Here is a 23,922-nt window from a genome sequence, read left to right on the forward strand (position 1 = left end):
CAGAACGTCAGCGGCATGCAGAAGCCTTTGCCGGAGCGGGCGTTGGAGCGCCGCGCTCATCGGCGGATCGAAAATATACCGCCGGGAAGGTATATTGCAATGACAGTTCGGTCGGAGGTCTCGTCCCACCCGGCCACACCGGCGTCCGGCCCGTATCCCGCGGCCGGGCGGCACGTACGAGAGAGGCAGCCGCCATGGCAGCGTCGTCGACGCCCGCATCCTGGGCGAAGCCCGCGGAGTCCGCGGTGGCCCGCGGTCCCGAACCCCGTCAGGACCGGGCCATCAGGACCCGCAACCTCGTCCTGCTCAAGGCCGCCGAGCTGTTCGCCGAGCACGGCTTCAAGGACACCTCGATGAAGGACGTGGCCGAGCGGGCCGGGATGACCAAGGGCGCCGTCTACCACCACTACCCGTCCAAGGAGTCCCTCGCGGTGGCGGTCGTCGAGGCCCACTACGGCCGCTGGCCCACCCTGCTGGAGGAAGCCCAGCGCCGGGGGCTCGGGCCCATGGACACGCTGGTGGCGATGTTCGACGGGTGCGCGGAGGCGTTCCACGGGGACACCATCGTGCAGGGCGGGGCGCGGCTGCAGATCGAGCGGTCCCTGATCGACGTGCCGCTGCCGACGCCGTACGTCGGCTGGACGGAGCTGGCGACCGACCTGTTCGGCAAGGCCGCGCAGGCCGGCGAACTGCGCGAGGGCGTCGACCCGGGGTCGGCGGCCCGCACCCTGGTGGCCGCCTTCTTCGGTCTCCAGCACATCTCCGACACCCTCACCCGCCGCCGGGACCTGCTCGAACGCTGGGCGGAGATGCGGGAGTTGCTGCTTTACGCCGTCCGTGCCTGAGCTGCCGGCGCCCGGTACGGCTGCTGCGCCCGCACCGGCTCACGATGACCCGTACCCCCCGAGAGGACGTCCCGGACCATGATCGTCGGAGTCGGCATCGACGTGGCCGACACAGCGCGCTTCGAGGAGTCGCTGGGCCGTACGCCGGGCCTGCTGACCCGCGTCTTCACGCCCGCCGAACGGCTCACCCCGCACGGCGAGCCGCGCGGCCCCGCCTCGCTCGCCGCGCGCTTCGCCGCCAAGGAGGCGGTGTCCAAGGCCCTCGGGGCGCCTCCCGGGCTGCTCTGGACGGACGCGGAGGTGCTCACCGACGACACCGGCCGGCCCCGGCTCGCCGTCCGCGGCACCGTCGCCGCCCGCGCCGCGGAACTCGGCGTCACCGGCTGGCACCTCTCGCTCAGCCACGACGCGGGTATCGCCTCGGCGGTGGTGATAGCGGAGGGCTGAACTCCACGAGGCGCTGACGCGGTGCTGACGCGGTGCCGACGCCGGACCGACTGACGCCGGACTGACCCGTCGCTGACACGATGCTGACGCGGGCGTGCAGCAAGGTGGCGGCGGAGCGAACGATTCCGGCCATGCGGTGGTGAGAGATTCATGGCGTCGGGGAGAACGCCCCGGCCGCCGGGGCAACCCGGACCCACCCCTGCCGAACCCCAGTCGAACCGGAGTCATCGCCATGTCCGTTCGTGCCAAGCAGAACGTCGCCGCCGCGCTCATCGGTCTCGTCGCCGCCACCGCCGTGGCCACCACCGCACACTTCCAGCCGTCCCTCGCGTCCCACTTGAGCGGCGCCTCCGCCACGGCGACCCCGGACAGCAACGGCTGGCAGCTCACCCCCGACAGCAACGGCTGGCAGACCCTCGCCGACGGCAACGGCTGGCAGACGGCGCCGGGCGCCAGCAACGGCTGGCAGGCCACCCCGGCCGCCGGCAACGGCTGGCAGTGAGCGCTCGCCCTGGCTCCCTTGCCGAGGCCGAGGGTCCGTCTACGCGTCAAGCTCTGGCCGACAGCGGCACGGCCGTCGCGCGCACCACGAGTGGATGGGCTGGGCACGCCGCTGACGCCGGAGCGCACGGCAAGGGACATGACCCTTCACCGAATCCGGCACCTGGTCCGAAGCGAGCCCAGGCCGCCCACGAGCAGGGGCTCGGGTCCAGGACCCGTGCGGGCTCACTCCCGCCCGATGGGATCATGTGCCCGTGGGGGGCGGGGCCGGGGAGCGGGACATGCCTTCCGCGGTCCCTACCGGATCTTCCCTACAGCCCCTTCGCGAAGCAGCGGCTGTCCTCGTGGAAGCGGTAGTACCCGAACTTCACGCAGGGCTCGTAGCCGCAGGACTCGTACAGGGCGATGGCCTCCGGCTGTTTGGTGCCGGTCTCCAGGACCATGCGGGCCCGGCCCGCCGCGCGGGCGTCCTCCTCCAGTGCGGCCAGCATCCGCCGGGCGAGACCCCGGCCGCGCATGTCGGCGACGACGTACATGCGCTTCAGCTCGGCGTCGCCGTCCTCGTTGCCCTCGTCGTTCGCGTCCTGCCGGCGCCAGCCGCCCGTGGCGACGGGCCGGTCGGCCTCGTCGTAGGCGATCAGATACGTCCCGTTCGGCGCCTGGAAGTCCGACGGGTCCAGCTCGGTGGCGTCGCCGCCGTCGCCGTACCGCTCGTGGTACTCGGCCTGTACCTCGTCGTTGAGCTTGACGGCGTCGGGGTGGTCGAAGGGGACACGGCGAAAGTTCACGCCGTTCATCGTACGTATCCGTGGGCACTGCCTTCTCCGGGGCCGGGTGGCCGCCGTGCCCCCGCTTCCCGAGGGAGAAGGGAGACACGGCGGGCGGCCGGCTACCGCTTCCTGTGGCGTGCGCAGCGGGGGCAGCGGCAGGGTGGCCACGACAGTGGGTCCAGAAGCCAGTCAGGAGCGCCGTCGCCGTCGTAGGAGCGTTCCTCGGTTCTGCCGACCTGACGCCCGTCAGTGGTGATCCGGTAGGTGCTGATCGTCAGGCGGGACGTGCCCGGTTCGGGCGGGATTCCGGCGTTCACGCCTCGCCTCCCCCGGGCCGGTGACACGGGCAGCCGCAGCGGGCTGTCAACAGCGGGCGCGTGGAGTCGAACTTCGCGCGCCCGGGTGAGGCGCGCATCAGGCGGCCCTCCTCGCGCCGATCACGTGCCGGTCCAGGTCGATGCCGAAGTCGGCGGCGATGACGAGGGTGAGCCGCCGGCGACGCTGCCGTGCGCGTTCTCGTGCGTGCTCGCAAGCGAGGACGTAGGGGCGTACGAGGGCTGCCGCCGTACCGTCGAGCGGGGTGTCCGCGCCGTAGGGGGAGCGCGGGAGGGAGAGCATGGCGGTACCGGCGTGGACGTCGGCGGCGTACGGGGTGTGGGCGCGGGTGGTTGCTCGTCGCTGCCCGGTACCGGGCAGCAGCAGGTTCAGCGCCCATAGAAGGAACGCGTGGATAATGCTCACTGTCGTCAGCTCCTCTGAAGCTGGTGGCCATGCCCCCGGGCCGTTCCAGCGGCCGCGGGGGTCCTTGCTTTCACGCTAGCCCTCTGCGGGAGCCCTTGTCTACCTATGTATAGGAGACTGCCCTGTATGTAGGTGGACAAGCGTGCCTGTCCCTGGATGCATACGGTCAGGTGTATGGGTGAGATCGACTACGGCTCGTACATCCCGCCGTACCAGCAGATCGCGGCGGAGATCATTGCTGACATCAAGCGTGGGGTGCTTCAGCCGGGCCGGGCGATTCCGTCCGAACCTCAGCTCGTGCAGCGCTATGGCGTAGCCCGCGCGACGGCCCGCCGCGCCGTGGCCTACCTCCGTGACCAAGGGTACGTATTCACGATCGCGCATCGGGGCAGTTACGTTTCCCTCGACCTCGACGAGCGTGGCCTGCTCGGAGACTCGGCGAAGGGCGACTAGCCCGCGCTTCACCGCCCTGTGTCCAGGGGGCGGCTTCCCCGGCCGGTATCGTGCCCGGGTGCTGACTGTGACCTCTGTGAACGTGAATGGGCTGCGGGCCGCCGCGAAGAAGGGCTTCGTGGAGTGGCTGGCGACGACGCAGGCCGGCGTGGTGTGCCTGCAGGAGGTCCGCGCGGAGCCGCACCAGCTGCCCGAGGGCGTGCGGCAGCCCGACGGCTGGCACGTCGTGCACGCGCCCGCCGCCGCCAAGGGCCGGGCCGGCGTCTCCCTCTACACCCGCCGCGAGCCCGACCGCGTCCGGGTAGGCTTCGGCTCGCCTGAGTTCGACGGCAGCGGCCGCTACGTCGAGGCCGACCTGCCGGGTGTGACGGTCGCCTCCCTCTACCTGCCCTCCGGCGAGGTCGGCACCGAGCGGCAGGACGAGAAGGTCCGCTTCATGGACGCCTTCCTCGTCCACCTGAAGGAGCTGCGCGCACGCGCCGCCGCCGACGGCCGCGAGGTCGTGGTCTGCGGCGACTGGAACATCGCCCACCAGCAGGCCGACCTGAAGAACTGGCGCGGCAACACCAAGAACTCCGGGTTCCTCCCCGAGGAGCGCGCCTGGCTGAGCCGCGTCCTCGACCCCGCGGACGGCGGCTACGTCGACGTCGTACGCGCCCTGCACCCGGACACGGAGGGGCCGTACACGTGGTGGTCGTACCGGGGGCGCGCCTTCGACAACGACGCGGGTTGGCGGATCGACCTCGCCGTGGCGACCCCCGGGCTCGCCGGCCGGGCGGTGAAGGCGGTCGTCGAGCGGGCCGCCACGCATGCCGAGCGCTGGTCGGACCACGCTCCGGTGACGGTCGTCTACGACCGGCCTTGAGGCCCCGGGATTCAGTCCCGCTTGCTCAGGCGGCGGTCCAGGGCCAGGGAGATCTCCGCCTCGACCACGCTGCGGGCCAGGGGGCGCAGGCGTTGGAGGTCCTCCTCGGGGGAGTGGCGGAGAATGAGGTCGGCGAAGAGGGCGGCCATCGCGTCGGCGTGTTCGCGGACGCGGGCGCCGGCCGTGAGGACCTCGGCGAGCGGGATGCCCTCGCGGACGAGTGCGGAGGAGACGTCCAGCAGGCGGCGGCTGATGTGGACGATCTCGTCGCCGTCGGTGCCCAGGTACCCCAGCTCCATCGCGGCGGCCAGGTTCTCCGGGGTGACCTCGCCCTCGAAGCGGGCGGCGAGTTCCTCGGGGGTGAGGCGGACCGGCTCCTCCTCGGTGGGGGTGCCGACGCCGAGCAGGTCGGCGACGTCGCGGCCCTGGTCGAGGGCCTCCGCCAGCTCGGCGATGCCGTTCAGGGTGTGGCCGCGCTCCAGCAGGGCGGCGATGGTGCGCAGGCGGGCCAGGTGATGCTCGTCGTACCAGGCGATACGGCCCTCGCGGCGGGGCGGCGGGATCAGCTTGCGCTCGCGGTAGAAGCGCAGGGTGCGCACGGTGATGCCGGCCAGGCGGGCCAGTTCCTCCATGCGGTACTCGCGCCGGGCCTCGGGACGTCCTGCCTCTTCTGCCACGCCCGAAGCCTATGTTGTACCGCCGGTAACTTCTGTGCCGCACCCCCTACCGCTCGGTACGCCGCTGCTCTACAGTCCCATTGCGCCAGTGTTCACTGGCAGAGTCCTAGTGAGGCGTGGAGGCTTCGGCATGGCCCAGCACGAGCATGTACGGGTGGCGGTGATCGGGTCCGGATTCGGCGGGCTGGGAGCCGCCGTGCGGCTGCGCCGCGAGGGGATCACCGACTTCGTCGTCCTGGAGCGGGCCGACAGCGTCGGCGGCACCTGGCGTGACAACAGCTACCCCGGGTGCGCCTGCGACGTACCCTCCCACCTGTACTCCTTCTCCTTCGCGCCCAACCCCGAGTGGCCCCGCACGTTCTCCGGGCAGCGGCACATCCGCGCCTACCTGGAGCACGTCGCCGACGTCTTCGGGCTGCGCCCGCACATCCGCTTCGACTCCGAGGTCAAGCTGATGCGCTGGGACGCCGAGCAGCTGCGCTGGGAGATCGAGACCGCGAGCGGGTCCCTCACCGCCGATGTCGTCGTCTCCGCGACCGGGCCGCTGTCCGATCCGAAGGTCCCCGAGATCCCCGGCCTGGACTCCTTCCCCGGCAAGGTGTTCCACTCCGCCCGCTGGGACCACGACTACGACCTCGCCGGCAAGCGCGTCGCCATGGTCGGCACCGGCGCCTCCGCCATCCAGATCGTGCCCGCCATCCAGCCCGAGGTCGGCCGCCTCACCCTCTTCCAGCGCACCCCGCCCTGGGTGATGCCCCGCGCGGACCGCGCCATCAGCGGCGGCGAGCGGTGGCTGCACCGCACGGTGCCCTTCACCACCCAGGCCCGGCGCGGACTGCTCTGGGGCATCCGCGAACTCCAGGTGCAGGCGTTCACCAAGCGCCCCGACGAACTCGGCCTCATCGAGAAGCTCGCCCTGCGCAACATGGGCCGCGCGATCAAGGACCCGGCCCTGCGCGCCAAGCTGACCCCGGACTACCGCATCGGCTGCAAGCGGATCCTGCTCTCCAGCACCTACTACCCGGCGCTGGCCAGGCCCAACGTGGACGTCGTCGCGAGCGGGCTCAGCGAGATCCGCGGCTCGACCGTCGTCGCCGCCGACGGCACCGAGGCCGAGGTCGACGCGATCATCTTCGGCACCGGCTTCCACGTCACGGACATGCCGATCGCCGAGCGCGTGGTCGGCGCCGACGACAGCACCCTCGCCGAGTCCTGGAAGGGCGGCATGCAGGCGCTGCGCGGCGCCTCGGCCGCCGGGTTCCCGAACTGGATGACGATCATCGGGCCCAACACCGGCCTCGGGAACTCCTCCATGATCCTGATGATCGAGTCCCAGCTGAACTACATGGCCGACTATCTGCGGCAACTGGACGTTCTCGGCGGTCGTACGGCCCTCGATGCCCGGCCGGCGGCCGTCGAGGACTGGAACCACCGGGTGCAGGAGCGGATGAAGCGGACCGTGTGGAACACCGGCGGCTGCACCAGCTGGTACCTCGACGCCAGCGGCCGCAACACCACCATCTGGCCCGGTACGACGACGGAGTTCCGGCGCGCGACCCGGAGGGTGGACCTGGCGGAGTACGAGGTGATCCGGCGGCCCGCCGAGCAGCCGAAGCCGAAGTCGAAGCCGAGTGCCAAGGCGAGTGTGAAGAAGGCCGAGTCGAAGAGCGAGGCCGCCGCATGAGCAGGAGCAGCAGCAGCCGTACCGCATCCGTCACCAGCGGTCCCTACGCCCCGCCCACCCCCGCCCGGGTCCTGACCGTCGAGTCCGTCGACGGCGCCCGGCTGCACGTCGAGGAGCACGGACCCGACGACGCGCCCCCGGTCGTCCTCTCCCACGGCTGGACCTGTTCCACCGCGTTCTGGGCCGCGCAGATCAGGGGCCTGGCGGCCGACCACCGGGTCATCGCCTACGACCAGCGGGGCCACGGACGCAGCCCCGTGAGCCACGCCTGCACCACCGAGGCCCTGGCCGACGACCTGGAGGCCGTGCTCGCCGCGACCCTCACCCCCGGCGAGAAGGCCCTGGTCGTCGGGCACTCCATGGGCGGCATGACCGTCATGGCCGCCGCCGAACGCCCCCTGTTCCGGTCCCACGCCGCCGCCGTCCTGCTGTGCAGCACCGGCAGTTCGCGGCTGGTCGCCGAGTCCCGGGTCGTCCCGCTGCCGGCCGGGCGGGCGCGCACCTGGATCACCGAGCGCATCCTCGGCTCGCGCGCCCCGCTCGGCCCGGTCACGCCCGTCGCACTGCGCGTCCTGAAGTACGGGACCATGGGCGCGGGTTCGGCCCCGCACATGGTGGAGGCCTGCGCGCGGATCGTGCACGCCTGCCCGCGCGCCGCGCGCCACGCCTGGTCGCGGGTGCTCTCCGCGCTCGATCTCGACCACGGCGTACGGGAGTTGCGCGTGCCGACGGCGATCGTGCACGGCGCGGTCGACCGGCTGACGCCCCCGGTGCACGCCCGCGCCCTGGCCGCCGCGCTGCCCCAGTGCGTCGGCCTGACCGAGCTGACCGGCGTCGGCCACATGACGCCGGTCGAGGCTCCCGAGAAGGTGACCGGCCGGATCCGGGAACTCGTCACCACATACGTCACGGGGGGCACCCCCGCGCAGATCAAGGAGGGCGCATGAGCACGGTCAGCCTCGAAGGGCAGGTCGCCGTCGTCACCGGAGCGGCCCGCGGAGTCGGCGAACTGCTGGCACGCAAGCTCTCCGCTCGCGGCGCGAAGGTGGCGCTGGTCGGACTGGAGGAGGAGCAGCTCAAGGAGGTCTCCGGGCGGCTGCACAGCGACAGCGCGTACTGGTACGCCGACGTCACCGAGCACGAGGCGATGAGCCGGGTCGCGGCCGAGGTCAAGGAGCGGTTCGGGAAGGTCGACATCGTCGTCGCCAACGCCGGTGTGGCGACCGGCGGCCCGTTCATCGACTCCGACCCGCAGGCCTGGCGGCGGGTCATCGAGGTCAACCTGATCGGCTCGGCGGTGACCGCGCGCGCGTTCCTGCCGGTGCTGGTGGAGAGCCGGGGCTACCTGCTCCAGATCGCCTCGCTCGCCGCGATCACGCCGGCGCCGATGATGACGGCGTACTGCGCGTCCAAGTCGGGCGTGGAGGCGTACGCGCACAGCCTGCGCGCCGAGGTCGGATACCAGGGTGTGCGGGTGGGCGTCGGCTATCTGTCGTGGACCGACACCGACATGGTGCGCGGGGCCGACCAGGACGACGTCATGAAGGAACTCCGGCAGCGGCTGCCGTGGCCGTCCAACAAGACGTACCCGCTGGGGCCGGCCGTCGACCGGATCGTCGCCGGGATCGAGCGCCGCTCCGCGCACGTGTACGGGCAGTGGTGGCTGCGCGGGATGCAGGGCGTGCGCGGGTACCTGCCGGGGCTCATCGGAACGGTCGGCCAGCGTGAGATGCGGCGGTTCGGGTCCCGTTTGCAGGGGATGCGTTCCGGGCTCGTCGGCGCAGGTGGGGCGGCGGATGAGGCGGCACGGGCTACGGACCGTGACTGATCGAAATGCGTAGCGTGGTGGGCCGTGTGAATCTGGTCGAGGCCCCACGGAGGGGCCGATTCCCCACCCTCACCCACTACGGGAGTGAACCCACATGGGTATGAAGGACAAGTCCAACGAGTGGCAGAACCAGGCCGAGGACGAGATGGGCGAGGCCCGTGAGCGTCTTGGCCAGGAGGGCCGGCAGCGGGGCCAGCAGCAGGGGCAGCAGCGGGGCCAGCAGGGTCAGGAGCAGGGCCGTCCTGGTCAGCAGCCGCCTGAGCGGGGTCGCGAGGGTATGCGTGACATGGACGACACGGCGGAGCAGGAGATGGGGGAGCGGTTCGACCGCGACTACGACGTGTAGGTCGCTTGGCTCTGCCGAGTGAACTGGCGTGGGGCGCCCTTCTTTTGAGGGGTGCCCTGCGTTGTTGTCGCGGGGTGCGGTGCGTTGATTCGTGCGGGTGCGTCGTGGCTTGTCGCGCAGTTCCCCGCGCCCCTGGGGAGTGGCCCCGCCCCATGTTGGAAGCGTCCCGGACGCCTGGGGGTGCGGTGTGTGGTGTGTGTGCGGGTGCGTTGTGGCTTGTCGCGCAGTTCCCCGCGCCCCTAGGACTGGCGCGGCGGGAGTTCCGGGCGGGAGCGGTTGGGGACGTTGGTGTAGTCGGGGGGTGTGGCCGCGGGGGTGGTCTGGAGGAGTTCCAGGGCTAGTTGGACCGCGTCGTCGAGTTGGGCGTAGCGGCCCTCGGCCCAGTCGAGGGGGGTGCGGAGGGCTTCGAGGTCGGGGGTGACGCCGTGGTTCTCGACGGACCAGCCGTAGGCGTCGAACCAGGCCGCGTTCATGGGGACAGTGATGACCGTGCCGTCGCCGAGGCGGTGGCGGCCGGTCATTCCGACGACGCCGCCCCAGGTGCGCTGGCCGACCACCGGGCCGAGTTTGAGCAGCTTGAACGCGGCGGTGATCATGTCGCCGTCGGAGGAGGTCGCCTCGTCGGCGAGGGCCACCACCGGGCCCCGGGGGGCGTTGGAGGTGTACGACACCGGTTCCGCGTCCCGGGTGAGGTCCCAGCCGAGGATGGTCCGGGTCAGCTTCTCGATGACGAGTTCGCTGATGTGCCCGCCGGCGTTGCCGCGCACGTCGACGATCAGGGCGGGCCGGGAGACTTCGAGGCGCAGGTCGCGGTTGAACTGGGCCCAGCCCGAGCCGCCCATGTCGGGGATGTGCAGGTAGCCGCACTTGCCGTCGCTCAACTCCCGTACCACTCCCCGGCGTTTGGCCACCCAGTCCTGGTAGCGCAGCGGCCGTTCGTCGATGAGCGGGACGACCGCGACCCGCCGGGCCCGCCCGGTCTCGCCGGCCGGGGCGAACGTCAGCTCCGTGGTCGTACCGCCGGAGCCGGCCAGGAGCGGGTACGGTCCGGTGGCCGGGTCGACGGGGCGGCCGTCGACGTGGGTGAGGACGGCGCCCTCGCGGATGCCGGTGCCGGCCAGCGGTGAGCGGGCCTTGGAGTCGGAGGAGTCGCCGGGCAGGATGCGCTTGACCGTCCAACGGCCTTCGCGGCAGGCCAGGTTGGCGCCGAGCAGGCCCTGCCAGCGCTGGTAGTGGGGCGGGCCCTCGTTGCGGCGGGCGGCGGTGACGTAGGCGTGCGAGGTGCCCAGTTCGCCGAGGACCTCGCGCAGCAGGTCGGCGAACTCGTCCGGGGAGGCGACCCGTTCGACCAGCGGGCGGTACTGGTCGAGGATCGCGTCCCAGTCGATGCCGCACATCCCGGGGTCCCAGAAGTAGGCCCGGATGAGCCTGCCCGCCTCGTCGTAGGACTGGCGCCACTCGGCGGCCGGGTCGACCCGGTGGATGATCCGGCGCAGGTCGATCCAGACGGTGGAGTCGCCGTCGCCGGGCTCGGCCGACGGCACCGCGCGCAGTTCGCCCTCGTCGACGACGACGAGCCGGCTGGCGTCGCCGCTCACCGCGAACCAGTCGAGGTGGTCGACGAGTTCGGACTTCTTCGCCTTGGCGATGTTGAAGTACTCCAGGGTGGGGCGTCCGCTGATGTCGGCGGGGTTGGCGAAGGTCTCGCCGAGCGCCCCGGAGATCGGCCAGCGCAGCCAGACCAGGCCGCCGCCCGCGACCGGGCAGAGCCGCGAGTACTTGGAGGCGACGACGGGGAAGGGGGTGACCCTGTTCTCCAGGCCCTCCACCTCCACGGTCACCGTGCCCGCCTCGCCGGTGTCCTCGTCCTGGAGCGGGTCGAGCCCCCCGGCGGCCGGACGGCCCTCGGGGTTGAGCGCGAACGGGGACGGGGTCGCCGAGGACAGCGGGACCAGGTAGGGGCGGCAGCCGAGCGGGAAGGAGAGGTCGCCGGTGTGGACGTCGTACACCGGGTCGAAGCCGCGCCAGGACAGGAAGGCGAGGTAGCGGCCGTCGCGGGTGAAGACGGGGTTCTCGTCCTCGAAGCGGCCGTTGGTGACGTCGACGATGTGCCGGTCCTTGATGCGGGCCAGCTTGATCTGGCGCAGCGAGCGGCCGATGAACGGGTGCGACCAGGTCAGCCAGGAGCCGTCGGGGGAGAAGGCGAGGTCGCGGACGGGGCCGTTGGCGGACCGGATGAGTTCGGTGACCGTCCCGTCGGCCGCCCCCGCCGCCCCCGCCGCCCCCGCCGTCTCCGCCTCCGTATCAGGGGCCGCCGGCTCCTCCTCGGCCGTCGCGCCCGTGTCGATCAGCAGCAGGCGGCCGTCGTGGGAGGCGACGGCGAGGCGTTCGCCGACGGGGTCGCTGATCATCTCCAGGACCCGGCCCAGCTGCCCCGAGGCCAGCCGGCGGGGGGCGCGGGCGCCGGTGGCGCGGGGGAGGTGGGCGATCTCGATCGCGTCGTCGCCCTCGGCGTCGGTGACGTACGCGACCTGCCCGGTGGTGCCCAGCATCTCCGGGAGGCGGACCCGGACGCCGGGGGTGTCGAAGAGGGTGCGGGCGGGGCCGTCGCGGTGGGTGAGCCAGTACAGGCCGTTGCGTACGACGACGGCGCTGGCCCGCCCGGTCTCGTCGACGGAGATGCCGTCCACGTGCTGCGCGGCCGGCACCTGGTAGGTGCGCCGGCCCGCGCGCTGCCCGCCGAGCCGGATGTCGAGCTTGCGCGGCCGGGCACCGGCGGACAGGTCGTCGACCAGCCACAGGTCGCCGGCGCACTGGTAGACCACCCGGGTGCCGTCGCTCGCGGCGTGCCGGGCGTAGAAGGCGTCGTGGTCGGTGTGGCGGCGCAGGCCGGTGCCGTCGTAGGCGCAGGAGTAGAGGTTGCCGACGCCCTCGTGGTCGGAGAGGAAGGCGATCCGGCCGCCGACGAACATGGGCGAGTGCAGGTGCCCGCCGAGGTCGGGCAGCAGCCGCCGGCCGTGCAGCCACAGCCGGCCCATGGCGCCGCCCCGGTACCGCTTCCAGGCGGCCGGTTCGTGCGGTGGGGTGCCGGTGAGCAGCAGGGTCTGGTGGCTGCCGTCGAGGTCGGCGACCTGGAGATCGCAGACGGGGCCCCAGGGCAGTTTGCGGCCGGGGTCGCCGTCGCTGCCGACCTTGTAGGCCCAGGTGAAGTAGGAGAACGGCTCGCCGTGCGAGGCGACGGCCAGGATCTCGCTGTGCCCGTCCTCGTCGGGCGGGGTCCAGCCGCAGACCTGGGTGTCGGTGCTTCCCCAGTACGTCAGCTGCCGCGCGGGCCCGCCGTCGACGTCGACGAGGTGGATCTCGGGGACGAGGCTGCGCCAGGTCGTGTACGCGATCCGGCGGCCGTCGGGCGAGAAGCGGGGGTGGCCCGCCTTGGTGCGGTCGACGGTGAGCCGCCAGGCGCGGCCGGGGGCGTCGAGGGGGGCCAGCCAGAGGTCGTCCTCGGCCACGAAGCACAGCAGGTCGCCGTTGAGGTGGGGCAGGCGCAGATAGCTCACCTCCCCATGCTTTTCCGGGTGGCGGGGGCCAGCAACTTATGCGGGTCTGACACTCGTGACCGACGACACGTACGAAACGGTTTCGTTTCGTAGCGGGCTGCGGTACATTCATCATGTACGGAACCGGGAAGGGAGAGGCGGATGACCGAGGTCGCCACCGGGCGCCGCAGTCGCATCACGCCCGAGCGCGAGGCCGAGCTGTACGCGGCCGTGCTCGACCTGCTCCGGGAAGTCGGCTACGACGCCCTCACCATGGACGCCGTCGCCGCCCGCACCCGCTCCAGCAAGGCCACGCTCTACCGCCAGTGGGGCGGCAAGGCGCAGCTGGTCGTCCGGGCGCTGCGGCACATGAAGCGGGGCCACGCCGACGAGATCGACACCGGCTCCCTGCGCGGCGACCTGCACGCCCTCGTGGCGCAGGAGGACGACTGCGCGATGGAGCAGAACTCCGCGCTCATGCGGGGCGTCGCCATGGCGATGCACCACAACGACGACCTGCGCCAGGCCTTCCGTGAGCAGATCATCGACCCCGAGATGGGCGGCTTCCGCCAGGTCCTGCGGCGGGCGGTCGACCGGGGCGAGGTCCGCCCCGACTGCCCGGCGCTGGACTTCATGGTGCACATGATGGTCGGCGGTTTCGCCACCCGGTCGCTGCTCGACGACCAGCCGCCCACCCAGCGGTTCCTCATCTCGTACATCGACGCCGTCGTCCTCCCCGCCCTCGGCGTCCCCGCCTCGTAGAGTCCTTCCCCGAGAAGGCCTCTCCCCAGTTCCCCAGCAAGCCCACCACCTGACGTCACCGCTCACGTCGCCGGGCTGATCACCCCTGCCCAGAAGAACCCCACGACCTGACCGGGAGTACGCCCTCGTGGCCACGTTCCTCTACAAACTCGGCCGGCTCGCCTTCAGGCGACGGCACTTCGTCGCGCTGCTGTGGGTCGCGCTGCTCACCCTGGCCGGGGTGGGCGCCGCCACCGCGCCGACCGCCGGCAACACGTCCTTCTCCATCCCCGGCACGGAGGCCCAGAAGGCCTTCGACCTGCTGGAACAGCGCTTCCCGGGGGCCAGCGCCGACGGCGCCACCGCACGGGTCGTCTTCAAGGCGCCGAGCGGCGAGAAGATGACCGACCACGCCAACAAGGCGGCCGTCGAGAAGACCGTGAAGGAGCTGAAGGCCGGCTCCGAGGTCGTCTCCGTCGCCGACCCCTACGCCGGGCACGCCGTCAGCAAGGACGGCACCATCGCCTACGCCTCGGTGAAGTACAAGGTCTCCGGCATGGAGCTGAAGGACTCCTCCCGCGACGCCCTGAAGGACGCGGCGCAGGACGCCCGGCACGACGGGCTCACCGTGGAGGTCGGCGGCGACGCGCTGAACGCCACGCCCGAGACCGGCTCCAGCGAGGTCATCGGCATCGCGATCGCCGCCGTCGTCCTCGTCATCACCTTCGGCTCACTGATCGCGGCCGGACTGCCGCTGCTGACCGCGCTCATCGGCGTCGGCATCGGCGTCTCCACCATCACCGCGCTCGCCAAGGTCCTGGACCTGGGCTCGACCACGTCCACCCTGGCCTCGATGATCGGCCTGGCCGTCGGCATCGACTACGCCCTGTTCATCGTCTCCCGCTACCGCGCCGAACTCGCCGAGGGCCGCGAACGCGAGGAGGCGGCCGGGCGCGCCGTCGGCACCGCCGGCTCCGCCGTGGTGTTCGCCGGGCTCACCGTCGTCATCGCCCTCGTCGGCCTGTCCGTCGTCAACATCCCGATGCTGACCAAGATGGGCATCGCCGCCGCCGGCACGGTCGCCGTCGCCGTGCTCATCGCGCTCACCCTGATCCCGGCGCTCCTCGGCTACGTGGGCCGCAGGGTCAAGCCGGCCGGTGAGAAGAGCAGACTGCTCGGCGGCGGCCGGGCGCCCAAGCGGCCGGGCAGGCCCAACATGGGCACCCGCTGGGCGAGCTTCGTGGTCCGCCGCCCGGTCGCCGTCCTCCTGCTGGGCGTCCTCGGCCTCGGCGCCGCCGCCGTGCCCGCCGCCTCCCTCGAACTGGGCCTGCCCGACGACGGCTCCCAGCCGGTCTCCACCACCCAGCGCCGCGCCTACGACCTCCTCTCCGACGGCTTCGGACCCGGCTTCAACGGGCCCCTGATGGTCGTCGTCGACGCCAAGGACAGCGCCCACCCCAAGGCGGACTTCACCAAGGTCCGCGACGAGATCAAGGGCCTCGGGGACGTCGTCAGCGTCACCCCGCCGGCGTCGAACAAGGCGGGCGACACCGCGACCATCACCGTCGTACCGAAGTCCAAGCCGTCCTCCACCACCACCGAGGACCTGGTCCACTCGATCCGCGACAAGGGCCGGGACATCGCGGCCACGACCGACTCCGAGGTCCTCGTCACCGGCTCCACGGCGATGAACATCGACGTCTCCCAGCGCCTGAACGACGCCCTGCTGCCCTACCTGGCGCTGGTCGTCGGCCTGGCCTTCCTCCTGCTCATCGTGGTCTTCCGCTCCGTCCTCGTCCCGCTGAAGGCGGCCCTCGGCTTCCTGCTCAGTGTGCTCGCGGCCCTCGGTGCCGTCGTCGCGGTCTTCCAGTGGGGCTGGCTGTCGGGCCTGATGAACGTCGAGCAGACCGGCCCGGTGATGTCGATGATGCCGATCTTCATGGTCGGCGTGGTCTTCGGACTCGCCATGGACTACGAGGTGTTCCTCGTGACCCGCATGCGGGAGGCGTACGTCCACGGCGAGAAGCCGACCCAGGCCGTCGTGACCGGCTTCCGGCACGGTGCCCGGGTGGTCACCGCGGCCGCCGTCATCATGATCGCCGTGTTCTCCGGCTTCATCGGCTCCAGCGAGGCCATGGTCAAGATGATCGGCTTCGGCCTCGCCATCGCGGTCTTCTTCGACGCGTTCATCGTCCGCATGGCCATAGTCCCGGCCGTCCTCGCCCTCCTCGGCAAGCGGGCCTGGTGGCTGCCGAAGTGGCTGGACCGCGCCCTGCCCAACGTCGACGTCGAGGGCGAGGGGCTGCGCGTCCCGGGCCCGGCCGACGGTCAGGACAGCGGCTCCGGCTCGGGCTCGGACTCCGGCGGGGAGCGGGAGCTCGTGCGGGCCTGACCGGTTCCGCCACACCTGTGGGGCGAGCGCGTGCGGCGCTCGCCCCACAGGCGTGTCCGCACACCGATCCCGCAGGTCGAGACGGGCTCAAGGGCAGCTCCGGGGGGCGGTCCTAGCGTCGGGGAGCCAGCCGCCGTATGCGAGGAGACCGCACGAGATGCGCATCCTGTTCTCAACCTACGCCGCGCGCCCCCACGTCTATCCGCTCGTGCCGACCGCATGGTCCGCGATCGCGGCGGGCCACGAGGTGCGGATCGCCAGTACGCCCGCGCTCGCCGACGCCGCCGAGCGCACCGGAATCCCCTCCGTCACGGTGGGCCGGGACATCGACGCGGCCGCGTGGTACGCCCGGGACGTCTTCCGGCCCCGGAAGGCGCACCAGGACGAGCCGGACGACGCCGCCTGGGTGCGGGTCACCGACCAGCTCGCCCTCAAGCAGTTCAGCGTCGCCGAACACATGGTCGACGGGCTGCTGGAGTACGCCCGCGCCTGGCGGCCCGACGTCATCGTGCACGACCCGGTGACCTTCGCCGGGCCGATCGTCGCCCAGGTGCTCGGCATCCCCAGCGTCTCCCACCTCTACGGCATGGCCCGCCTGCTGCGCCTGGAGATCGCCGACCGCACCGGCACCGAGCCCAACCCCGAGTACCTGCGCCTCTTCGAACGGCACGGGGTGGAACCCCGCGTGGACCCCACGCTGTGGATCGACCCCTGCCCGCCCAGCCTGCGCTGGCCCGGACAGCGCGACATCGCCCGGCAGCAGATCCGGTACGTCCCCTACAACGGCCCCGGCGCCGAGCCCGACTGGCTGCTGCGCCCCGCGCGCCGCCCCCGGGTCTGCGTCACCTGGGGCACCTCGCAGCAGAAGAAGATGGGCGTCGGCGTCATCGAGACGTTCGGGCGGGTCGTACGGGCCGTGGCCGACCTCGACGTGGAGGTGCTGCTCACCGTCGGCGCCACCGAACAGGACCACCTGCGCCACCTCGGGGAACTCCCCGAGAACGTGCGGCCCGTCGGCTGGGTGCCGCTGAGCATGCTCCTCGACGGCTGCGACGCCATCGTGCACACCGGCGGCACCGGCGTGATGATGACGGCCGCCGCGCAGGGCGTGCCGCAGGTCGGCATCACCAAGATCCCCGAGGGACGGTTCAACGTCGACCGGCTCGAAGCCGTCGGCGCCGGCCTGCAGATCGACCAGGACCTCTTCGACGCCGGCCGCGAGGACGGCGGACGGGCCGGGTCCGACGCCGTGCGCGAGGCGGTCGCCCGGATCCTGGACGAGCCGGGCCCGCGCAAGGGCGCCGCCGCCCTGCGCGCCGACATCGAGGCCCAGCCGCTGCCGGCGAGCGTCGTACCGGTCATCGAGGGACTGACGTCCGATGCCCGCGGCTGAGACGGCGCCGGCCTTGGCTGAGACGGTGCCGGCCCCGGCGGGGATGGCGCCTGTCCCGGCGGGGATGGTGCCGGCCACGGCTGCGACGGTGCCGGCCACGGCCGAGACGGCGACGGCCCCGGTCGGGAGGACGCCCGCCCCCGGGGCCGTACGCGAGGCGCTCGCCCTGTCCGCGCTGGCCGAGGACAGCGCGGTCATGCCCAACGCCGCCTTCGAGCGGTGGTTCGCCGAACGGCAGGCCCGTGAGGGGTTCACCGTGCGGCGGATCCCGCTGGAGGCGATGGACGGCTGGCACTTCGCGCCGGACACCGGGGACCTGCGGCACGACAGCGGCCACTTCTTCGCCGTCGAGGGACTGCGGGTGCGCACCGGCGACGGCGGGCCCGGCGCATGCTGGGAACAGCCGGTGATCAGCCAGCGGGAGATCGGCGTCCTCGGCTTCCTCGTCGCCGAGTTCGACGGCGTGTGGCACTTCCTGGTGCAGGCGAAGACCGAACCGGGCAACGTCAACACCGTCCACCTCGCACCCACCGTGCAGGCCACCCGGTCCAACCTGATGGGCGTCCACCAGGGGCGCGGACCGCACCACGCCGAGCACTTCGTCGCGCCGTCGGCCGGCCGGGTCCTCGTGGACAGCCTGCAGTCCGAGCGGGGCTCCTGGTTCCTGCGCAAGCGCAACCGGCACATGGTCGTCGTCGCCGACCCGCGCGACGTCGCCGGCCACGAGGACTTCTGCTGGCTCACCCTCGGCCAGATCCGCCGGCTGCTCGGACGCGACAACCTCGTGTCGATGGAGGCGAGTTCCGTGCTGGCCTGCCTGTCGTACGAGGTGGACGAGGCGGCCGCCCGGGACCGCTACGGCGCCGCCCTGCTGCGCTCGCTCGCCCCCGCCGCCCCCACCGTGCACAGCACAGCCGAGCTCGTCAGCGCCGTCAACGAGATCAAGGCCCGCACCCGCGTCGAGCAGCAGAGCATCCCGCTGGCCGAGGTCGGCGGGGGCTGGCGGCGGGCCGACGGCGCCCTCGGCCGGGCCGACGGACGGTACTTCGGCATCACCGGCGCCGAGGTGTGGGCGGCCAGCCGCGAAGTCGGCCACTGGGCCCAGCCGTTGCTGGTCCCGGCGCCGGGCGGCGTCTGCGCCCTGCTGACCCGGGTCGTCGACGGTGTCCTCCACGTGCTGCTGCACGCCCGCAGCGAGGCCGGACTGCTCGACGTGGTGGAGCTGTGCCCCACCGTGCAGTGCACCCCCTCCAACCACCTGCACCGGCCCGAGCGGCAGCGCCCCCGCTTCCTGCGCGAGGTGCTCGGCGCACCGCCCTCGCGGGTGCGGTACGACGTGATGGTCTCGGAGGAGGGCGCCCGCTTCGACCGGGCCGAGAACCGCTACCTCGTCGTCGAGACGCCGGACGACCTCGGCGACGTACCCGACGACTACGTGTGGGTCTCCCTCGCCCAGGCCGGTGAACTCCTCGGCCGCGGCTACTTCCTGAACATGCAGGCCCGCACGCTGCTGGCCGCCCTGCACGCCGTCTGGTGACCCCAGCCCCCCACGACCTTCGACCTCGCCCCTCTGCCGCGGAAGGACCGACCACCGCCATGCGCGCACTCCTCGTCACCTGGGCCGCCCCCGGGCACCTCTTTCCCATGGTGCCGCTGGCCTGGGCCCTCACGGCCGCGGGCCACGACGTGCGGATCGCGGCGCCGCCCGCCTGCACGGACGCGATCGTCGCGGCCGGGCTGCCGGCCGTCGCCGTCGGCCGGCCCGTCGACCTCAAGTCGGCCGGGAACAGGGAGGACTTCAAGGCCTGGTACGAGGGCACCTGGCCGGCCGGCTGGGCGACCCGCCCGGAGCTGCTGAACGACGCCCAGGCGCGCACCCTGCGCGCCGCGACCACCCGGCAGACACTCGTCGCCGACGCCATGCTCGACGACCTCGTCGCGTTCACCGGCACCTGGCGGCCCGACCTCGTCGTCCACGACCCGCTGTGCCTGGCCGGCCCGGTGATCGCCGCCGTGTGCGGGGTGCCGAGCCTCGCCCACGGGTGGGAGGTCGGCACGGTCACCGGCACCGACCGCGACCCCCGGAGCGGCGAACAACTCCCGGAGTATCTACGCCTGTTCGAGAAGTACGGGGTGGAGCCGCGGCCCGCGACCGGCACCCTCATCGACCCCGCGCCGCCCAGCACCTCGCTCGGCGACTCCCTGCCCGTGCGCCGCGTCCCGGTGCGCCACGTCCCCTACAACGGGCCCGGCGCCGTACCCCCCGCCCCCACCGGACCGCGCACGGCACCCCGCATCGTCTTCACCACCGGGGTCGCCCTCAGCCGCACCGACACCGCCGCCGTCACCCGGGCCCTCGCCGACATGCTGGAGACGACCCGCGGCATGGACGCCGACATCGTCCTCGCCGTCGGCGCCGGACAGCGGGCCCTGCTGCCCCCACTGCCGGACCGGGTCGAGGTCGCCGAGGCCGTACCCATGCATCTGCTGCTCGCGGGGGCGGACGCGGTCGTGCACCACGGCGGCGCCGGGACCGCCCTGGCCGCCGTGCACTGCGGCGTCCCCCAACTGGTGTTGCCGCGCTCCCCGATCTACTCGGAGACCGGCCACCGGATCGCCGCGAGCGGCGCCGGCACCGTCCTCGTCGGCGACGACCAGCACCCCGTGACAGCGGCCCCGGCGCTGGCCGGCCTGCTGGGCGACGGTCCGCACCGCACCGCCCTCACCGCGCTGCGCGCCGAACTCGACGCCCTGCCCAGCCCCGCCGAAGTCGCCCTCCACATCGAGGACCTGCTCCGCATCCCCGCCGCCGTATGACGACCTCCCCTCCTCCTCCGCACCGAAAGACAGGTCCCGGCATGAACGCCACCTCGTATCTGATCGCCGCCGCGGGCATCCCCAACTACGGCGACGAGGCCATCGCCGCGGGCTGGCTGCGGCACCTCGCCCGCACCGCCCCCGACCGGAACGTCGTCCTCGACTGCGTCGACCCCGCACGCGCCCGGCGCACACTCGGCGGTCTGCACCCGCGCGCCACGTTCACCGACACCCTGTGGCGGCTCTCCCGCGCCCCCGGCCGCCCCGGCCCCGCCGAGGCGGTGGCCCGGGTCGAGCGAGCCGTCCTCGCCGCCGACGCCGAACAGGACCCAGGGCTACGGCAGTTGCTCGCCGCCGACGTCGTCCACCTGCTCGGCGGCGGCTACGTCAACGGGCTCTGCCCCCAGCACCTCGGCCTCGTCGCCGGGGCCGGCGCGGCCGTCCGCCGCTCGGGCGGGCGCGCCGCGCTCACCGGACTCGGCCTGTGGCCCGCCTTCGACGACGACGGCAGCGCGCTGCGGCACGCCGTGGAACCGTTCACCGTGCTCGACGTGCGCGACGAGGTCTCCCTGCGGGCGCTGGCCCGCACCGACGCCCGCTGCACCGGCGACGACCTCTTCCTCGACGCCGGGCCGCAGCTGTACCGGACGGACGGGGAGGAGCTGCCGCCGGTGATGGTCTGCGCGCAGACCGTGGAACTCCTCGACCTCGCCGTCAAGACCGTCGAGGCGTGGGGGGAGGGCGGCGGCGACGGCGAGCGGATCGGCCTCGTCGAGTGCGACCCCGGCGACGACCACGAGGTGTTCGCCGAGGCCGCCCGGCGCTGGCCCGCCGCCCGCACCTACAGCGCCGCATCACTGCTGACGGACGGGTTCCCGGCCACCGCCGGGCAGACCTGGATCACCTCCCGCTTCCACCCGCACCTGGTCGCCGCCGCAGCCGGAGCCGCCGGTGTCGCCCTCGACCACGGGCCCGCCGGGTACTACGCCGTCAAGCACCGCTCCCTCGTCGAGTGCGGCTCCGGCTGGCGGATCAGCGGGGGCGCCGACATCCCGGAACGACCCGAGGGCAAGGGCTTCTCCCCGGCCCGCCAGGAGGAACTGCGCACCATCAAGCAGCGCATCGCAGCGGAGATCCACTCGTGACAGCCGTTTCCGACCACGCTTCCGTGACAGCCGCCGTTCCCGCCGATGCCGGCCTGACGGGCGCGGCCGACGCCGGGGCCGGGCTGGAGCGGCGGCTCGGGGACCCCTGGGACCAGGCGAACCCGTACGGATTCCGGGCGCTGCTCCAGGCGGAGGAGCGGTCCGAACTCCTCGGCCCGGCCGAGGAGGCGCTCACCGCGTCCGGTTTCGGCGCGCACCTGGTGCCGGCCGCCCTCGGCGGGCGACTGACCCGCGCCGACGAACTGGCGCGGGCGGTGCGGCCCGTGTTCCGCCGGGACCTGGCGCTCGGGTTCGGGCACGGCATCACGTCCCTGTTCGCCGCGTCCGCCGTATGGGCGGCCGGGTCCCAGGCGCAGCGCGCCCACCTGGCCGGCCTGCTGTGCGGCGGCGGCCGCGTGGCCATCGTGCACCACAACCTCGCCCACGGCAGCGCCGTCCTGCGCGGCGAACTCGCCGCGCGACCACACCGATCAGGCGGGTACACCCTGAGCGGGCGCAAGGACATGGTGATCAACGCCGAACGCGCCGACGCCCTCGTCGTCTACGCCCGCACCGCCGACGCCCCGGCCCCCGGCCGCGGCAGCCACTCCGTGCTCCTCGTCGACCCGGCGGCGCTCCCGGAGGGCGCCGTGCGCGCTCTGCCCCGCAAGGTCACCGGAGGCATGCGCGGCTGCCACTTCTCGGGCTTCGACTTCGACGACTGCCCGGTCCCGGACGACGCCCTGATCGGCGCCGAGGGCGACGGCGTCCGGCTCGCCCTGCGCACCTTCCAGCTCAACCGCGCCCTCATCCCGGCCGCCGCGATCGCCTCCGTCGACACCGCGCTGCGCGGCGCCGTACGGGCCCAACTAGGCCGTGGCCGCGAAGACTTCGGACGGCACGGTCCGCTGCTCGCCGGGGTCTTCGCGGACCTGCTGGCCTGCGACGCGTTCGCCTCCGCGACGCTGCGTTCGCTCCACCTGCTCCCGGACAGCGCCCACCTGGCCGCCGCGGCGGTCAAGTACCTGGTGCCCGAACTGCTGCGGGACGACGTCGAGGCCCTCACCACGGTGCTCGCCGCCGACAGCACGGACCCGGCGCTGCCGCTCACCCGGGCGCTGACCGCGAAGCTGCTGCGCGACCTGCCGGCCGCCGGCCTCGGCCACGCGGGCACCGCCGCCTGCCAGGCCGTCATCGCGCCCCAGCTCCCGCTGCTCGCCCGCACGTCCTGGTTCCGGGCGGCCGAACCGCCCGACGCCGTACTGCGGCCGGGGGGCGAGCTGCCCCCGCTCGACCTGGGCGCCCTCGCCGTGGCCGGCGGCGACGACTTCCTCGCCGCCGCCCTGAACGCCACCGCGGGACGGCTGCGCGACCGCCGCGACCAGGGGGCCTACGAGCGGACGCTCGCCGCGTACGCGCGCGGCTTCACCGCCGAACTCTGGGCGCTGCACGACCGCTGCGCCGCCCTGCCGGCCGGCGCCCGGCCCGACCTGAGCAGCCCCGAGTGGTGCGCGCTCGTCGACCGGTACGCGCTGCTCTCGGCGGCCGGCGCGGTGGTCGCCCTGTGGGAACGCCGCCGTGACGACGGCACGTTCACCGGCGACCCGGCCTGGGCCCTGCTCGCCCTGAGCAGGCTCGCGGGCCGCCTCGGACTCGACCTGCCGGAACCACCGGAAGGTTGCGTGGCCCGGGTGCTGGCGGAGGTGGTGGCGCGGCTCCGTGCGGGGACCGGCTACGACCTGCACCGCACGCCCCTGGCGGAAGGAGAGGACCTCCCATGACCGACACTGCCCTGACCGATGTTGCGATCACTGACGCTGCCATCACCGACACCGGCAGCACCGGCACCACCGCGCCCGCCCTCACGGTGGGCGAGCCCCTGTACGTCCCCGGCATCGAGGGCCCCTGGGCCCCCGTCCGGCAGGCCCTTCGCTGGCACGGGCACGCGGTCGTGCACGGGCACTGGCAGCGCTGGCTGCCCGCCGCCCTCGCCGACCCCGATCTGCGCAATCTGCTGGGCGGCCGGGACTGGGAGCGGTTCAGCGGGCTGACCGACCCCACGGCCCGTTCCCGGTTCGCCGCGTCCCGGCTGCTGGTGCGGCACGCGGTCGGCGCGGCCCTGAGCGTCGACCCGGGGTCCGTCGAGCTGAGCTACAAACCGGGCGGTCGGCCCTACATTCGCGGCTGCGGTCAGATCGAGCTGAGCCTCAGCCACACCCGGGACCTGATCGTCGTCGCCCTCAGCGGGCGCGGCCGGATCGGCGTCGACACCGAACTGTCCGACCGGCGCGTCCGCTACGCCGCCGTCGAGCGCAGCCTGTGCAGCCCGGCCGAACGCGCCCGGCTGGCCCACCTGGACGAGGCCGCCCGCAACCGGGAACTCCTGCGCATCTGGACCCTCAAGGAGGCCTACACCAAGGCGCTCGGGCAGGGCATGCGGCTCGGCTTCCACCAGTTCGGCTTCGGCTCCGACGGCGAGCTGTGCGGCCCCGACGGCCGGCCGGCCGGCCACGGCGAATGGGGATTCGGCACGCACTGGCTGCCCGACGGCTATCTCATCAGCGTGGCCCGCCAGGACGCCGGACTCGGCGACAGCGGCGGGGTCGACGGCGCCGACACCGGCGTCGCCACGATGCTCGACGAGGGGTTCATGGGCGAGATCGTGGAACTGCTCGGACCGGCGAACCGCCCGGCGCACGGCGGGGCGACCTGAGCGGCGACCTGCGCGGCGACCTGAGCGC

The 23,922-nt window shown here is 73.1% G+C and carries 21 protein-coding genes; 17 read left to right on the forward strand and 4 right to left on the reverse strand.

Features of this window, described 5'->3' with window-relative positions:
- Nucleotides 1-194: 194 nt before the first annotated feature.
- The 3 genes from DBP14_RS20550 (at nucleotide 195) to DBP14_RS20560 (ending at nucleotide 1,794) form a co-directional block, all read left to right on the forward strand.
- A complete protein-coding gene (locus DBP14_RS20550; protein ID WP_129308625.1) occupies nucleotides 195-845 on the forward strand; it encodes a ScbR family autoregulator-binding transcription factor in 651 nt (216 codons plus the stop codon).
- Between the two features lie 78 nt (nucleotides 846-923).
- Nucleotides 924-1,292 (forward strand): holo-ACP synthase, encoded by a 369-nt coding sequence (locus DBP14_RS20555; protein ID WP_129308626.1) that lies wholly within the window; start codon nucleotides 924-926, stop codon nucleotides 1,290-1,292.
- Nucleotides 1,293-1,524: 232 nt separating this feature from the next.
- Nucleotides 1,525-1,794 (forward strand): hypothetical protein, encoded by a 270-nt coding sequence (locus DBP14_RS20560; protein WP_129308627.1) that lies wholly within the window; start codon nucleotides 1,525-1,527, stop codon nucleotides 1,792-1,794.
- 310 nt (nucleotides 1,795-2,104) lie between these two features.
- Here DBP14_RS20560 and DBP14_RS20565 read toward each other — a convergent pair whose 3' ends face one another.
- Complete coding sequence (locus tag DBP14_RS20565; protein WP_129308628.1) at nucleotides 2,105-2,581, reverse strand: GNAT family N-acetyltransferase; 477 nt, start codon at nucleotides 2,579-2,581, stop codon at nucleotides 2,105-2,107.
- Between the two features lie 396 nt (nucleotides 2,582-2,977).
- Nucleotides 2,978-3,304 carry a hypothetical protein gene (locus tag DBP14_RS20570; protein ID WP_129308629.1) on the reverse strand — a complete coding sequence of 109 codons (327 nt, stop codon included), beginning with the start codon at nucleotides 3,302-3,304 and terminating at the stop codon, nucleotides 2,978-2,980.
- Between the two features lie 174 nt (nucleotides 3,305-3,478).
- On the opposite strand from DBP14_RS20570, the gene DBP14_RS20575 reads away from it, so the two are divergent.
- Together DBP14_RS20575 and DBP14_RS20580 are read left to right on the forward strand one after the other, a co-directional pair.
- Complete coding sequence (locus tag DBP14_RS20575) at nucleotides 3,479-3,757, forward strand: GntR family transcriptional regulator (protein WP_129308630.1); 279 nt, start codon at nucleotides 3,479-3,481, stop codon at nucleotides 3,755-3,757.
- A 58-nt stretch (nucleotides 3,758-3,815) separates the two neighbouring features.
- Nucleotides 3,816-4,622: an exodeoxyribonuclease III gene (locus DBP14_RS20580; RefSeq protein ID WP_129308631.1), complete on the forward strand. Its 807-nt coding sequence runs from the start codon at nucleotides 3,816-3,818 to the stop codon at nucleotides 4,620-4,622.
- A gap of 11 nt (nucleotides 4,623-4,633) precedes the next feature.
- Here DBP14_RS20580 and DBP14_RS20585 read toward each other — a convergent pair whose 3' ends face one another.
- A complete protein-coding gene (locus DBP14_RS20585; protein ID WP_129311986.1) occupies nucleotides 4,634-5,254 on the reverse strand; it encodes a MerR family transcriptional regulator in 621 nt (206 codons plus the stop codon).
- 175 nt (nucleotides 5,255-5,429) lie between these two features.
- On the opposite strand from DBP14_RS20585, the gene DBP14_RS20590 reads away from it, so the two are divergent.
- From DBP14_RS20590 to DBP14_RS20605, 4 genes are all read left to right on the forward strand, one after another.
- Nucleotides 5,430-6,983 carry an NAD(P)/FAD-dependent oxidoreductase gene (locus tag DBP14_RS20590; RefSeq protein WP_241740987.1) on the forward strand — a complete coding sequence of 518 codons (1,554 nt, stop codon included), beginning with the start codon at nucleotides 5,430-5,432 and terminating at the stop codon, nucleotides 6,981-6,983.
- Entirely contained in the window at nucleotides 6,980-7,930 is a 951-nt protein-coding gene (locus DBP14_RS20595; protein WP_129308632.1) for an alpha/beta hydrolase, read from the forward strand. Before DBP14_RS20590 ends, DBP14_RS20595 begins: the two co-directional genes overlap by 4 nt.
- A complete protein-coding gene (locus DBP14_RS20600; protein WP_129308633.1) occupies nucleotides 7,927-8,811 on the forward strand; it encodes an SDR family oxidoreductase in 885 nt (294 codons plus the stop codon). Before DBP14_RS20595 ends, DBP14_RS20600 begins: the two co-directional genes overlap by 4 nt.
- A 94-nt stretch (nucleotides 8,812-8,905) precedes the next feature.
- The gene (locus tag DBP14_RS20605) at nucleotides 8,906-9,157 is read left to right on the forward strand and encodes a hypothetical protein (RefSeq protein ID WP_129308634.1); all 252 of its coding nucleotides are present in this window, start codon (nucleotides 8,906-8,908) and stop codon (nucleotides 9,155-9,157) included.
- Between the two features lie 239 nt (nucleotides 9,158-9,396).
- Here DBP14_RS20605 and DBP14_RS20610 read toward each other — a convergent pair whose 3' ends face one another.
- On the reverse strand, nucleotides 9,397-12,714 hold the full coding sequence (locus DBP14_RS20610; protein WP_129308635.1) for a S41 family peptidase: 3,318 nt from the start codon (nucleotides 12,712-12,714) through the stop codon (nucleotides 9,397-9,399).
- A 141-nt stretch (nucleotides 12,715-12,855) separates the two neighbouring features.
- Between DBP14_RS20610 and DBP14_RS20615 the strand changes: the two genes are divergently transcribed.
- From DBP14_RS20615 to DBP14_RS20650, 8 genes are all read left to right on the forward strand, one after another.
- A complete protein-coding gene (locus DBP14_RS20615) occupies nucleotides 12,856-13,455 on the forward strand; it encodes a TetR/AcrR family transcriptional regulator (RefSeq protein ID WP_129308636.1) in 600 nt (199 codons plus the stop codon).
- 127 nt (nucleotides 13,456-13,582) lie between these two features.
- Nucleotides 13,583-15,826 (forward strand): MMPL family transporter, encoded by a 2,244-nt coding sequence (locus DBP14_RS20620; RefSeq protein WP_129308637.1) that lies wholly within the window; start codon nucleotides 13,583-13,585, stop codon nucleotides 15,824-15,826.
- Between the two features lie 157 nt (nucleotides 15,827-15,983).
- Entirely contained in the window at nucleotides 15,984-17,219 is a 1,236-nt protein-coding gene (locus tag DBP14_RS20625; protein ID WP_129308638.1) for a nucleotide disphospho-sugar-binding domain-containing protein, read from the forward strand.
- A gap of 88 nt (nucleotides 17,220-17,307) precedes the next feature.
- Nucleotides 17,308-18,756 carry an NDP-hexose 2,3-dehydratase family protein gene (locus tag DBP14_RS20630; RefSeq protein WP_241740988.1) on the forward strand — a complete coding sequence of 483 codons (1,449 nt, stop codon included), beginning with the start codon at nucleotides 17,308-17,310 and terminating at the stop codon, nucleotides 18,754-18,756.
- A gap of 59 nt (nucleotides 18,757-18,815) precedes the next feature.
- On the forward strand, nucleotides 18,816-20,036 hold the full coding sequence (locus DBP14_RS20635) for a nucleotide disphospho-sugar-binding domain-containing protein (RefSeq protein ID WP_129308639.1): 1,221 nt from the start codon (nucleotides 18,816-18,818) through the stop codon (nucleotides 20,034-20,036).
- Between the two features lie 41 nt (nucleotides 20,037-20,077).
- Nucleotides 20,078-21,181 carry a polysaccharide pyruvyl transferase family protein gene (locus tag DBP14_RS20640; RefSeq protein WP_129308640.1) on the forward strand — a complete coding sequence of 368 codons (1,104 nt, stop codon included), beginning with the start codon at nucleotides 20,078-20,080 and terminating at the stop codon, nucleotides 21,179-21,181.
- A gap of 23 nt (nucleotides 21,182-21,204) precedes the next feature.
- Entirely contained in the window at nucleotides 21,205-22,962 is a 1,758-nt protein-coding gene (locus DBP14_RS20645) for an acyl-CoA dehydrogenase (RefSeq protein WP_164992374.1), read from the forward strand.
- Entirely contained in the window at nucleotides 22,959-23,894 is a 936-nt protein-coding gene (locus DBP14_RS20650; RefSeq protein WP_129308642.1) for a 4'-phosphopantetheinyl transferase superfamily protein, read from the forward strand. Before DBP14_RS20645 ends, DBP14_RS20650 begins: the two co-directional genes overlap by 4 nt.
- Nucleotides 23,895-23,922: the final 28 nt, after the last annotated feature.

This window comes from Streptomyces sp. L2 (assembly GCF_004124325.1).
Taxonomy (GTDB): Bacteria; Actinomycetota; Actinomycetes; order Streptomycetales; family Streptomycetaceae; genus Streptomyces.

Bases quoted from the DNA above. Each gene is read 5' to 3' on its own strand.
- DBP14_RS20550 (WP_129308625.1), top strand. From the start codon at position 195: ATGGCAGCGTCGTCGACGCCCGCATCCTGGGCGAAGCCCGCGGAGTCC.
- DBP14_RS20555 (WP_129308626.1), top strand. From the start codon at position 924: ATGATCGTCGGAGTCGGCATCGACGTGGCCGACACAGCGCGCTTCGAG.
- DBP14_RS20560 (WP_129308627.1), top strand. From the start codon at position 1,525: ATGTCCGTTCGTGCCAAGCAGAACGTCGCCGCCGCGCTCATCGGTCTC.
- DBP14_RS20575 (WP_129308630.1), top strand. From the start codon at position 3,479: ATGGGTGAGATCGACTACGGCTCGTACATCCCGCCGTACCAGCAGATC.
- DBP14_RS20585 (WP_129311986.1), bottom strand. From the start codon at position 5,254: ATGGAGGAACTGGCCCGCCTGGCCGGCATCACCGTGCGCACCCTGCGC.
- DBP14_RS20590 (WP_241740987.1), top strand. From the start codon at position 5,430: ATGGCCCAGCACGAGCATGTACGGGTGGCGGTGATCGGGTCCGGATTC.
- DBP14_RS20595 (WP_129308632.1), top strand. From the start codon at position 6,980: ATGAGCAGGAGCAGCAGCAGCCGTACCGCATCCGTCACCAGCGGTCCC.
- DBP14_RS20600 (WP_129308633.1), top strand. From the start codon at position 7,927: ATGAGCACGGTCAGCCTCGAAGGGCAGGTCGCCGTCGTCACCGGAGCG.
- DBP14_RS20605 (WP_129308634.1), top strand. From the start codon at position 8,906: ATGGGTATGAAGGACAAGTCCAACGAGTGGCAGAACCAGGCCGAGGAC.
- DBP14_RS20615 (WP_129308636.1), top strand. From the start codon at position 12,856: ATGACCGAGGTCGCCACCGGGCGCCGCAGTCGCATCACGCCCGAGCGC.
- DBP14_RS20625 (WP_129308638.1), top strand. From the start codon at position 15,984: ATGCGCATCCTGTTCTCAACCTACGCCGCGCGCCCCCACGTCTATCCG.
- DBP14_RS20635 (WP_129308639.1), top strand. From the start codon at position 18,816: ATGCGCGCACTCCTCGTCACCTGGGCCGCCCCCGGGCACCTCTTTCCC.
- DBP14_RS20640 (WP_129308640.1), top strand. From the start codon at position 20,078: ATGAACGCCACCTCGTATCTGATCGCCGCCGCGGGCATCCCCAACTAC.
- DBP14_RS20650 (WP_129308642.1), top strand. From the start codon at position 22,959: ATGACCGACACTGCCCTGACCGATGTTGCGATCACTGACGCTGCCATC.